The organism is Streptomyces sp. UW30 (assembly GCF_008042075.1).
Taxonomy (GTDB): domain Bacteria; phylum Actinomycetota; class Actinomycetes; order Streptomycetales; family Streptomycetaceae; genus Streptomyces.
Map to the genome: position 1 here is coordinate 1,736,469 of NZ_RDBN01000053.1, position 11,050 is coordinate 1,747,518.

The following is an 11,050-nucleotide window of genomic DNA, read 5'->3' on the forward strand; positions in this document are numbered from 1 at the left end:
CACCGCAGACAAAGGGAGGGGGTCCCGATGGCAGATGGCACCGCACGCCGCGACACAAGCGATCAGGACCTTCTCGCCCTGCACGTGCAGGGCGACCCCGACGCCTTCGGTGAGATCGTCCGCCGGCACCGCGACCGGCTCTGGGCGGTGGCGCTGAGGACCCTGGGCGACCGTGAGGAGGCCGCTGACGCCGTCCAGGACGCCCTCGTGTCCGCCTACCGGGCCGCCCACACCTTCCGGGGCCAGTCGGCCGTCACGACGTGGCTGCATCGGATCACGGTGAACGCCTGCCTGGACCGTGCCCGCAAGGCTGCGTCCCGTAAGACCTCTCCGGTCGATGACACCGAGCGCCTGGAGCAGTTGCTGGAGCCTCACGAGGAGGCATCCGCCCCGGCAGAGCGCAATGATCTCCACCGCCAGCTGCTGGAGGCGCTCGGCACGCTTCCGCCCGACCAGCGTGCGGCCCTCGTCCTGGTGGACATGCAGGGCTACCCGGTCGCCGAGGCCGCCCGGGTGCTCGATGTGCCCACCGGCACGGTCAAGAGCCGATGTGCGCGCGGCAGAGCCAGACTCCTGCCGCTCCTGACGCATCTACGGCCGGAAAGAGCGGGGGGCGGCAAGGATTCCGGCGAGCGGCGGAACCGGACGCAGGGGACATCCGTCCCACCGGCAGCGGGTCCACGTGCCGCGGGGCCGCAAGCCCCGGATCCGCGCGATACCGGGCCGAGTGATTCAGCTGCAGTGAAGGGCGGAGGTGGGCGAGCGTGACATCCACGACGGACACGGCCGGGCACCCGGACGTCGCCGAGATCTCCGACCTCACCGAGGGCCTTCTCCCCCCGTCCAAGACCGCCGATCTACGCCGGCATCTGGACGAGTGCGAGCTGTGCGCGGACGTCCAAGCCTCGCTGGAGGAGATCCGGGGGCTGCTCGGCACACTGCCCGGTCCGTCGCGCATGCCCACCGATGTCGCCGAACGCATCGACGCCGCCCTCGCCGCAGAGGCTCTGCTGAGCGCCACGGCGCCCGACAACATCGACCAGCCGAAGCTCGCCGGTGCTGCGCACTCGGTCTCCGACGTGGATGACGGTGCGCATGTTTCACGTGAAACATCGACAGCGGCGGGACGCCCGTCGGGGCATGCCCGCTCCTCGACCACCGGTCCCGGCCGCAAGGACCGCAAGAAGGCCGGGCGACGCAAGGTCGTCGTCCTGAGCGCCGCGTTCACAGCGGCTGCCCTGGGTCTTGGATCCGTGCTCCTGACCTCACTCATGGGTGGCGGCTCCGGTCCAACGGCCGATGGGGGGCAGACCACGGCCGACACCTTCTCCGCGGCGAAGCTGGAGAACCAGGTCTCCGATCTTCTGGCAAAGAGCGAGAGCTCCGTCGGTGGCTCCAAGAAGCCCGACCGCAGCTTGGGCATGGAGGGCGGGCCCGACACCGCGAGCCCCCGGGTCTTCCGCGAGATCACAGTGCCCGAATGCATCCGCCAGGGCATTGGTCGCAATGACACCGCCCTGGCCGCCGAGGAGGGCCGCTACAAGGGCAAGGAAGCTCTGCTCGTCGTCTTGCCCGATGCCTCTGATGTCAGCCGGGTCACCGTCTACGTCATGGACGCGAGCTGTGTGAGGCATCCATCGACCGCCAAGGCCGATGTTCTCCTGACGGAGTCCTACGCACGCCGCTGAGCGGCCGTAGGTTCGTCTCCGTCCGAGGCGGCAACCCTCACGATGTGACGTGGCGATGACGTCACCGTGTGCCCGGACACAGTGGGAATGCGCGCCCCTTAGGATCCGTTGGGTGGGGTGAGAGTCCTGAAAGGGTCTCCCACCGGTCCGACGACGTATTCCAGAGACGAGGAATCAAGCCGTGAGCGACGTCCGAAACGTGATCATTATCGGCTCCGGGCCCGCCGGCTACACGGCGGCGCTCTACACCGCGCGCGCGTCCCTGAAGCCGCTGGTGTTCGAGGGAGCCGTCACCGCTGGCGGTGCGCTCATGAACACGACCGACGTGGAGAACTTCCCGGGCTTCCAGGACGGCATCATGGGCCCCGAGCTCATGGACAACATGCGCTCCCAGGCCGAGCGCTTCGGAGCCGAGCTCGTCCCGGACGACATCGTCAACGTCGACCTGAGTGGTGAGATCAAGACCGTCACCGACACCGCGGGCACGGTTCACCGTGCGAAGGCCATCATCGTCGCCACCGGCTCGCAGCACCGCAAGCTCGGCCTGCCGAACGAGGACGCCCTCTCCGGTCGCGGCGTCTCGTGGTGCGCCACCTGTGACGGCTTCTTCTTCAAGGACCAGGACATCGCCGTGATCGGTGGCGGTGACACCGCGATGGAGGAGGCCACCTTCCTCTCCCGCTTCGCCAAGTCCGTGACGATCGTCCACCGCCGGGACACCCTGCGCGCCTCCAAGGCGATGCAGGAGCGTGCCTTCGCCGACCCGAAGATCAAGTTCGTCTGGGACAGCGAGGTGGCCGAGGTCCAGGGCGACCAGAAGCTCGCCGGCCTGAAGCTCCGCAACCTCAAGACCGGCGAGCTCTCGGACCTGGCGGTCACCGGCCTGTTCATCGCAATCGGCCACGACCCGCGCACCGAGCTGTTCAAGGGCCAGCTGGAGCTGGACGAGGAGGGCTACCTCAAGGTGGAAGCCCCCTCGACCCGCACCAACCTCAGCGGCGTCTTCGGTGCCGGCGACGTGGTCGACCACACCTACCGCCAGGCGATCACCGCGGCCGGTACCGGCTGTTCCGCCGCTCTCGACGCCGAGCGCTTCCTCGCCGCCCTCTCGGACGCGGAGAAGGCCGAGCCCGAGAAGACCGCTGTCTGACCCCCCACCCACCCCACGCACCAGAGTTAAGGAGCCCGCCGTGGCCGGCACCCTGAAGAATGTGACCGACGATTCCTTCGAGCAGGACGTCCTCAAGAGCGACAAGCCCGTTCTGGTGGACTTCTGGGCCGCCTGGTGCGGTCCGTGCCGTCAGATCGCGCCGTCCCTCGAGGCGATCGCCGCCGAGCACGGCGACAAGATCGAGATCGTCAAGCTCAACATCGACGAGAACCCGGGTACGGCCGCCAAGTACGGCGTCATGTCCATCCCGACGCTGAACGTCTACAGCAACGGCGAGGTCGCCAAGACCATCGTCGGCGCGAAGCCGAAGGCCGCGATCCTCCGCGACCTTGAGGACTTCATCGCCGAGTGACGTTTCACGTGAAACACGAATGGGCCAACCCSKMSGGGTTGGCCCATTCGCATGAGAGGCACAGCGTCGGTCACAGAGGCCGCAGCACCGGCTCTTTCTGCACGGCCCCCAGCAGCCGGTCGATCGCCATCTCCACGTCTTCCTTCCAAGACAGCGTCGTCCGCAGCTCCAGCCGCAGACGCGGGAAGGTGGGGTGGGGGCGAACCGTCTTGAAGCCCACGGCCAGCAGATGGTCTGCCGGCAGAACACACGCCGGCTCTTTCCACCGTGAATCTCCGAAGGCCTCGATCGCCTTGAAGCCCCGCCGCAGGAGATCCTTGGCGACCGTCTGGACCATCACTCTGCCCAGCCCCTGCCCCTGGTAGCCCGGCATGATGAACGCGGTCATCAACTGCACCGCGTCCGGTGAAACAGGGCTCGTGGGGAACGCGGTCGAGCGCGGGACGTAGGCCGGAGGCGCATACAGCACGAAGCCAACCGGCACCTCGTCTACGTAGACGACCCGACCGCAGGAGCCCCAGTCCAGAAGGACGGCGGAGATCCAGGCTTCCTTCTCCAGGGCGGGAGTGCCGGCCTTTACCGCGGCCTCACCGCTGACCGGGTCCAACTCCCAGAAGACGCACGAGCGGCAGCGCTTGGGAAGGTCCGGAAGGTTGTCCAGCGTGAGCGGTACGAGCCGACGCCCCATGAAGGCTGATCCTCGCTTCCTTCGCCCGCGGCATCGCGAGCGGCTGTCAGGGCGCTCCGTTCCCTGAGCAGGCTGCCGACGAATCCGCCGACCGCGCCCAGCCCAAGACCCGCGCTCACCAGTCCGGTGCGGCTCACCGTTCGCATGGCCCCGCCTCCCCTAAGAGGTCTGCCAGGTGGATGCGCCATACCCGAACGCATCGTATCCACGAAGCGATTCCATCGATACCGTCAGAAAGCAAAGGGCGGGCCGTGTTCCGGTACACACCGGACACGGCCCGCGTGAACGAGTCGGACAGCAGACCCGGTCGGCCGAGCTTCAGTCCTCGGTCTCCTCCGCGTCCTCGTCCAGCAAGCTCTTCTGGAGAGCGAGCTTTTCGCCCGGAGCGAGCGTGCTGAGGATCCGCTCAAGGTCATCCGGAGAGGCGAACTCGACGGTGATCTTGCCCTTCTTCTGCCCCAGTTCGACCTTCACTCGCGTCTCGAAGCGATCCGAGAGTCGCGTCGCGAGGTCAGACAGCGCGGGAGAGGGCACGGAGCCGGCCCGGGGACCCCTGGAACGCGGAGTCTTCTGCGGCCGCGAGCCCATCAGGGTCACGATCTCCTCGACGGACCGTACGGAGAGGCCTTCGGCCACCACCCGATAGGCCAGCCGCTCCTGCTCCTCCGGGTCCTCCACAGACAGGAGAGCCCGCGCGTGGCCGGCGGAGAGAACTCCGGCCGCCACCCGGTTCTGGACCTTGGGCGAGAGCTTCAGCAGACGCAGGGTGTTGGAGACCTGAGGCCGGGAACGGCCGATGCGGTCGGCCAACTGGTCATGCGTGCAGTTGAAGTCCTTCAGCAGCTGATCGTAGGCGGCTGCCTCTTCGATCGGGTTCAGCTGAGCGCGGTGCAGGTTCTCCAGCAGCGCGTCCAGGAGAAGCTTCTCGTCATCCGTGGCCCGCACGATCGCCGGGATCGCGTCCAGGCCCGCCTCACGGCAGGCCCGCCAGCGACGCTCGCCCATGATGAGCTCGTAGCTCGCGGGGCCGATCTGCCGGACGACGATCGGCTGGAGGAGACCGACCTCCTGGATGGAGGTGACGAGCTCTTGCAGAGCGTCCTCGTCGAAGACCTCACGCGGCTGACGCGGGTTCGGCGTGATCGCATCGAGGGGGATCTCCGCGAAGTGGGCGCCCATGGGAGCTGCGGGCATCTCCACGAAGTCGTTCGGCGACGGCTCCTCGGTTTCATGTGAAACAGGCGGCAGCGTGGCCACCTTGGCCGCGGCCACCCCACGCTCGGACAGCACCGGGACTGCGGCCGGGGACGCGGAGACACCTCCCCCCACCGCGGCCGGGGACATCGATTTCTCCGTCGGTGCAGCAGGGATCAGTGCGCCGAGACCACGACCCAAACCCCTCCGTCGCTCGCTCACTGGATCCCCTCCACCATGCTCGGGTTGCTCTGGGCGCCGATGTGGGCCTGCGTCGGGTCATAGCTGACGCCGACACCCTTCAGCGCGATTTCTCGTGCCGCCTCAAGATAGGACAGTGCGCCGCTCGATCCCGGATCGTAGGTCAGCACCGTCTGTCCATAGCTCGGCGCCTCGGAGATGCGGACCGAGCGGGGAATGCTAGTCCGCAGCACCTCGTCGCCGAAGTGAGTACGCACCTCGTCCGCGACCTGGGACGCGAGCCGCGTCCTGCCGTCGTACATGGTGAGCAGGATCGTCGAGACATGCAGGGCGGGGTTGAGGTGCCCCCGCACCAGATCGACGTTGCGGAGCAGCTGCCCCAGGCCCTCCAGGGCGTAGTACTCGCACTGGATCGGGATCAGGACCTCCTGCCCGGCCACGAGAGCGTTGACCGTCAGCAGACCGAGCGAGGGCGGGCAGTCGATGAGGACGTAGTCCAACGGCTGCTCGTAGGCCTGGATCGCCCGCTCAAGTCGGCTCTCACGTGCCACCAGGGACACCAGCTCGATCTCCGCACCGGCGAGATCGATCGTGGCGGGGGCACAGAACAGACCCTCGACATCAGGGACCGGCTGGACGACTTCGGCGAGCGGCCTGCTCTCCACCAACACGTCGTAGATCGAAGGAACTTCGGCGTGATGGTCGATCCCCAAGGCAGTGGACGCGTTGCCCTGTGGGTCGAGGTCGATGACCAGCACCCGGCCGCCATGCAGGGCAAGCGACGCGGCAAGGTTGACGGTCGTCGTCGTCTTGCCCACGCCCCCCTTCTGGTTGGCGACCACCATGACGCGGGTCTGCTCGGGCCGTGGCAGGCCCTCGCCGGCGCGGCCTAGAGCCTCCACCGCCAGTTGGGCAGCACGACCGATGGGAGTGTCGTCCATCGGGGGCGGTGTTTCACGTGAAACATCCTCCCCCATCGATTCGGTACGGGGACCGGGGACCGGATCGGTCATCGGTCCCGCGATGTTGGCGTTGGACCGCAAGGATTCACTCTCCTCGACTTCAGGCTCGCAATGAACAGAGCCTCCCATGTCTTCGGGGTCGCGAACCAGTGAGGCCTGTTGTTCTGTGGAGAAATCCACCTCTGTGGAAACCTCCGTGCCCCTCCCGGGGGACGGAGAGTTGTCAGAAGCACCCTCTCCGAGGGATCCGAGGGGCTTTCGGTCGCGCGGTTCGGCAGCAGCGCGGCCGCGGCTGATAATGCCGTGCAGCAGTGAGCGACGTTTCACGTGAAACACGATGCACAGCAGCCGAGGCCGAACTGTCGCGACACTCCGGCATGGGTAGGTTTGCCAGCTTGTGTGGAGTACGTCTCGTCGTCAGGACGGATCAGCGCCGTCGCCGGGTACGTCCGGTCCTGGCCGCCTTCGCCCGCTTCGCTGCGAAGCGCACACCGCCCGGACTTTCCCCTACCTCGACGCGCACGACCGTGGACATCGGATCCACCACGCCTTCTCCGACATGAAGGATCGACGTCTCGACCGCGCCCAGCTTACTCAGAGCCGTCGCCGCGCTCTTCAGCTCCTCCTCCGCGGTATCGCCCTTGAGTGCCAGCATCTCGCCGTACGGGCGCAGCAGGGGGATGCCCCAGGTGGCCAGCCGGTCCAGCGGAGCCACGGCACGGGCAGTCACGACATGCACGGGCTGCAGCGTCCCCATGACCTCTTCGGCGCGACCACGGACGACCGTCACATGATCGAGCCCCAGCAGCTCGACGACCTCCGTCAGGAAGTTCGTACGCCGCAGCAGAGGCTCCAGCAGGGTGATCTTCAGGTCCTCCCGGACCAGTGCCAGAGGGATGCCGGGCAGGCCGGCGCCCGAGCCGACATCGCACACCGTCACGCCCTCGGGAACGACCTCCGAGAGCACCGCGCAGTTCAGCAGGTGGCGCTCCCACAGGCGGGGCACCTCTCGCGGGCCGATCAGGCCGCGCTGCACACCCGCCTCGGCAAGCAGTTCGGCGTAGCGGACCGCATCAGCGTAGCGATCGCCGAACACCTCACGTGCCTGCTCGGGCACAGGGGGAAGCTCCGCTGCCTCCGTCACGGGGGACCGTCCTTCCGTACCGCGCCGACGCCCGAGGCGTCGATCACCAGAACCACCAGAACTACCAGGCTGACAAAGTTCGGCCCCGCCTGCGGACAGACGGGGCCGGAGGAAAGGTACGAACCGATCAGGCGGGAAGCACGACGACGAACCGCTGGGGCTCCTCGCCCTCGGACTCGCTACGCAGGCCCGCCGACTTCACCGCGTCGTGTACGACCTTGCGCTCGAACGGCGTCATCGGCTTCAGCTTCACGGGTTCGCCGGTGTTCTTCACCTCGGCGGCGGCCTTCGCGCCCAGCTCGGAGAGCTCGGCACGCTTCTTGGCCCGGTAGCCCGCGATGTCCAGCATCAGCCGGCTGCGATCCCCGGTCTCCCGGTGCACGGCCAGGCGCGTGAGCTCCTGAAGCGCCTCCAGCACCTCACCGTCACGGCCGACCAGCTTCTGCAGGTCTCGGCCGCTCACGTCGCTGATGATCGAGACAGCGGCGCGGTCGGCCTCGACGTCCATGTCGATGTCGCCGTCGAGATCGGCGATGTCGAGCAGACCCTCGAGGTAATCCGCCGCGATCTCGCCCTCCTGCTCCAGGCGGGTCAGGGTGTCTACACCCTCGGCAGCGGCGGAGGTGGTGCCTTCCGTCACGGGATGGGCTCCTTCTTACTTCTTGGAGGGGGACTTGGGGCGCTGCGGACCGCCCTTGCGCTGCCCGGACTGGGCCTTGCTGCGGCCGCCGCTGCTGGGCTTCGAAGCGTCCTTCTTGGCGACGCCGGGCTTGGCGTCCTCAGGCTCGTCGGACTCGTCGGACTTCCGCAGCGATGTCGGCTCATCGGCCTGCTTCGGACCGCCGGAGTGACGCTGAGCCTTGCTCTGGCGCTTCGGCTGCTGACGCTTGGGMGTCGCCGCGGTGGTCGGCGTACCGTCCTCGGCCACAGTGGCGACGGCGGCCTCGCCCTTCACCACGGTGCCGTCGGTCTGCGCCGCGAGGCCGGCCTTGCTCAGGCCGTTGATGAACTTGCGCTCGTAATCGTTGCGGTCGCGGCCCTTGGCGACGATGGCCTTGACGATGGCGCGCTCGCCACGGCTGCGGGTCTTGCCGTGGTTCGTGACGTGCTTGGTGAGGCGCTCCAGGTACGCGGCCTGGGCCTTGGAACCCGGGGTCGGGTTGTTGCGGATGACGTACATCTGCTGGCCCATGGTCCACACGTTGGTGGTCAGCCAGTAGACGAGGACACCGACCGGGAAGTTGATGCCGAAGATGGCGAACATGACCGGGAAGATGTACATCAGCATCTTCTGTTGCTGCATGAACGGCGTCTTCACCGTGGTGTCGACGTTCTTCGTCATCAGCTGGCGCTGGGTGTAGAACTGCGACGCCGACATCAGGACGATCATGACCGCGGTGACGATGCGGACGGTGGTCAGCGAGGCGTCGAGCGCGGCGACGTCAGCGGAGCTGTCGGTGAACTTCGCGGCCAGCGGGGCACCGAAGATGTGGGCCTGCTGTGCACTCTTCAGCAGGCTTTCGTTGATCACACCGATGGTGTCGTTGTTCGCGATGCTGTTGAGCACGTGGTACAGGGCGAAGAAGAACGGCGACTGCGCCAGGATGGGAAGGCACGAGGAGAGCGGGTTGGTGCCCGTCTCCTTGTACAGCTTCATCATCTCTTCGGACTGGCGCTGCTTGTCGTTCTTGTAGCGCTCCTGGATCTTCTTCATCTCCGGCTGGAGAGTCTGCATGGCCCGGGTCGCCTTGATCTGCTTCACGAAGAGCGGGATCAGGCAGATACGGATCAGAATCACCAGGGACACGATGGACAGGCCCCAGGCCCACCCGGTGTCAGGGCCGAAGATGGCGCCGTACACCGAGTGGAACTGGACGATGACCCATGAAACGGGTGTCGTGATGAAGCTGAAGAGGCTGGCAATCGTGTCCACTAATCATGCTCCTTGGGCATGGGGCGAGGTCTCTGCGGCCGGGCTCGAAGGAACATTCTCCTCGGTGGCCGTTTCGGCGGCGGAGGGCCCGCCCTTGCGTGCGCGCCAAGCGTTGCGCAGCAACTCGTGCCACCGCGGACGCTTGCGCGGCGGAACATGGTCCACACCGCCCAGCGACCACGGGTTGCACCGCAGGATGCGCCAGGCGGTCAGCGCCGTGCCCTTGATCGCACCGTGCCGGTCGATGGCCGTGTACCCGTAGTGGGAGCACGACGGGTAGTACTTGCACACCGGCCCGAGCAGCGGACTGATCGTCCACTGGTACAGCTTGATAAGAGCCAGCAGTGGGTACTTCATCGCGCGCCCCCTCCCAGCAGCCGCTGCAGAGCGGCATCCAGGTCTCGGGCCAGCTGTGCATGATCGGCGTCACCCGCACCGGGCAGCGCTCGTACGACTACCAGGCTACCGGGGGGCAGCTGGTCGACTCGGTCGCGCATCAGATGGCGAAGCCTGCGCTTCACCTTGTTCCGCACGACCGCGCCACCCACTGCCTTGCTCACGACGAAACCCGCACGCGTCGGGGGAGCGCTCTCCCCAGGCGCGTGCGGGTCCGTGGCACCGCTACGAAGGTGGACGACGAGAGTCGGGCGCCCGGCCCGGCGTCCTCGTCGTACCGCGGTCGCGAAGTCCTCGCGCCGCCTCAGCCGATGCTCGGTAGGCAGCACGACGTCATGACCTGATCGGAATCAGGCGGACAGGCTGGCGCGACCCTTGCTGCGGCGGTTCGCGAGAATCGCGCGACCGGCACGGGTGCGCATCCGCAGACGGAAGCCGTGGGTCTTGGCACGACGACGGTTGTTCGGCTGGAAGGTGCGCTTGCTCACTCGGGGGCTCCAGAAATAAATCGGTGGTTGCGGGTGCCGTCCTGGCTGTCACCGTGCGCCCACGAGTAGCTCGCAGTTACGCCCGAGTGCACCGCTTACCGATCACCTTGACGCGATCTGGCCCATCGGAGGCAGGCGGCAGCAGCCATCGACAACTCGACCTGGTTACGGTACGCGCGGCTACGCCATCCGGTCAAACCAGAGGTCAGGGGGAGACACTATCCACAGGCTGGGGACAACAACTTGAACCGCACCCGCCGCCCTGACTACCGTGACTGGACTCCGATTCGTTCCCTTGTCCCCTTGATTCTGGCTCCACCCCTTTGAATCCCGACCCGTCCCACAATCACACGTTCGTGGGACCCGTGAGAGAGCGTGCCCTGTGGCTGACGTACCTGCCGATCTTGCCGCAGTGTGGCCACGAGTACTGGAGCAACTTCTCGGTGAGGGCCGGGGACAGGGCGTCGAATCCAAGGACGAGCACTGGATCCGGCGCTGCCAGCCGCTCGCGCTGGTGGCCGACACTGCTCTGCTCGCCGTACCGAACGAATTTGCGAAAGGCGTACTGGAGGGCCGTCTGGCCCCCATCGTCAGCGACACGCTGAGCCGCGAGTGCGGCCGCCCGATCCGCATCGCGATCACCGTCGWCGACTCCGCCGGCGAACCCCCGGCCCTCACCGAGAAGTTGCTCCAGTACTCGTGGCCACACTGCGGCAAGATCGGCAGGTACGTCAGCCACAGGGCACGCTCTCTCACGGGTCCCACGAACGTGTGATTGTGGGACGGGTCGGGATTCAAAGGGGTGGAGCCAGAATCAAGGGGACAAGGGAACG

At 67.0% G+C, this 11,050-nt stretch carries 13 protein-coding genes and 1 pseudogene; 5 read left to right on the forward strand and 9 right to left on the reverse strand.

The annotated features are described in order from the left end of the window. The first annotated feature begins 27 nt into the window (after window positions 1–27). From sigM to trxA, 4 genes are all read left to right on the forward strand, one after another. Window positions 28–768 (forward strand): RNA polymerase sigma factor SigM, encoded by a 741-nt coding sequence (gene sigM, locus EAO75_RS42405; protein ID WP_148000324.1) that lies wholly within the window; start codon window positions 28–30, stop codon window positions 766–768. Continuing rightward, window positions 765–1,688, forward strand: coding sequence for a hypothetical protein (locus EAO75_RS42410; RefSeq protein WP_148000325.1), 924 nt, complete (start codon window positions 765–767; stop codon window positions 1,686–1,688). The genes sigM and EAO75_RS42410 overlap by 4 nt, the downstream gene beginning before the upstream one ends. 181 nt (window positions 1,689–1,869) lie before the next feature. Next, entirely contained in the window at window positions 1,870–2,838 is a 969-nt protein-coding gene (gene trxB, locus EAO75_RS42415; RefSeq protein ID WP_148000326.1) for a thioredoxin-disulfide reductase, read from the forward strand. Between the two features lie 40 nt (window positions 2,839–2,878). Then, the gene (trxA, locus tag EAO75_RS42420) at window positions 2,879–3,211 is read left to right on the forward strand and encodes a thioredoxin (protein WP_148000327.1); all 333 of its coding nucleotides are present in this window, start codon (window positions 2,879–2,881) and stop codon (window positions 3,209–3,211) included. A 70-nt stretch (window positions 3,212–3,281) separates the two neighbouring features. On the opposite strand, the gene EAO75_RS42425 is transcribed toward trxA, so the two are convergent. The 9 genes from EAO75_RS42425 to rpmH all read right to left on the reverse strand — a co-directional run bounded on the left by EAO75_RS42425 (window position 3,282) and on the right by rpmH (window position 10,217). Continuing rightward, window positions 3,282–3,899: a GNAT family N-acetyltransferase gene (locus tag EAO75_RS42425; RefSeq protein WP_148000328.1), complete on the reverse strand. Its 618-nt coding sequence runs from the start codon at window positions 3,897–3,899 to the stop codon at window positions 3,282–3,284. 318 nt (window positions 3,900–4,217) lie between these two features. Continuing rightward, window positions 4,218–5,315 carry a ParB/RepB/Spo0J family partition protein gene (locus tag EAO75_RS42430; protein ID WP_148000329.1) on the reverse strand — a complete coding sequence of 366 codons (1,098 nt, stop codon included), beginning with the start codon at window positions 5,313–5,315 and terminating at the stop codon, window positions 4,218–4,220. Next, complete coding sequence (locus EAO75_RS42435; RefSeq protein WP_148000609.1) at window positions 5,312–6,385, reverse strand: ParA family protein; 1,074 nt, start codon at window positions 6,383–6,385, stop codon at window positions 5,312–5,314. The genes EAO75_RS42430 and EAO75_RS42435 overlap by 4 nt, the downstream gene beginning before the upstream one ends. A gap of 298 nt (window positions 6,386–6,683) precedes the next feature. Next, complete coding sequence (rsmG, locus tag EAO75_RS42440) at window positions 6,684–7,400, reverse strand: 16S rRNA (guanine(527)-N(7))-methyltransferase RsmG (protein ID WP_148000330.1); 717 nt, start codon at window positions 7,398–7,400, stop codon at window positions 6,684–6,686. Between the two features lie 127 nt (window positions 7,401–7,527). Next, window positions 7,528–8,040: a protein jag gene (locus tag EAO75_RS42445; protein ID WP_148000331.1), complete on the reverse strand. Its 513-nt coding sequence runs from the start codon at window positions 8,038–8,040 to the stop codon at window positions 7,528–7,530. 15 nt (window positions 8,041–8,055) lie between these two features. Then, entirely contained in the window at window positions 8,056–9,333 is a 1,278-nt protein-coding gene (yidC, locus tag EAO75_RS42450) for a membrane protein insertase YidC (RefSeq protein ID WP_148000332.1), read from the reverse strand. A gap of 3 nt (window positions 9,334–9,336) precedes the next feature. Next, window positions 9,337–9,690 (reverse strand): membrane protein insertion efficiency factor YidD, encoded by a 354-nt coding sequence (yidD, locus tag EAO75_RS42455; RefSeq protein WP_148000333.1) that lies wholly within the window; start codon window positions 9,688–9,690, stop codon window positions 9,337–9,339. Then, a complete protein-coding gene (gene rnpA / locus EAO75_RS42460) occupies window positions 9,687–10,058 on the reverse strand; it encodes a ribonuclease P protein component (protein WP_148000334.1) in 372 nt (123 codons plus the stop codon). Before rnpA ends, yidD begins: the two co-directional genes overlap by 4 nt. Window positions 10,059–10,079: 21 nt before the next feature. Then, window positions 10,080–10,217, reverse strand: coding sequence for a 50S ribosomal protein L34 (gene rpmH, locus EAO75_RS42465; protein WP_005482975.1), 138 nt, complete (start codon window positions 10,215–10,217; stop codon window positions 10,080–10,082). 382 nt (window positions 10,218–10,599) lie between these two features. On the opposite strand from rpmH, the pseudogene dnaA reads away from it, so the two are divergent. Next, a pseudogene (gene dnaA, locus EAO75_RS42470) lies at window positions 10,600–10,890 on the forward strand (chromosomal replication initiator protein DnaA); the annotation flags it as partial. Window positions 10,891–11,050 lie beyond the last annotated feature (160 nt).

Excerpts from the sequence above, each read along its gene's own strand:
- sigM (WP_148000324.1), top strand. The coding sequence starts at position 28 with ATGGCAGATGGCACCGCACGCCGCGACACAAGCGATCAGGACCTTCTC.
- EAO75_RS42425 (WP_148000328.1), bottom strand. The coding sequence starts at position 3,899 with ATGGGGCGTCGGCTCGTACCGCTCACGCTGGACAACCTTCCGGACCTT.
- EAO75_RS42435 (WP_148000609.1), bottom strand. The coding sequence starts at position 6,385 with ATGGGAGGCTCTGTTCATTGCGAGCCTGAAGTCGAGGAGAGTGAATCC.
- yidD (WP_148000333.1), bottom strand. The coding sequence starts at position 9,690 with ATGAAGTACCCACTGCTGGCTCTTATCAAGCTGTACCAGTGGACGATC.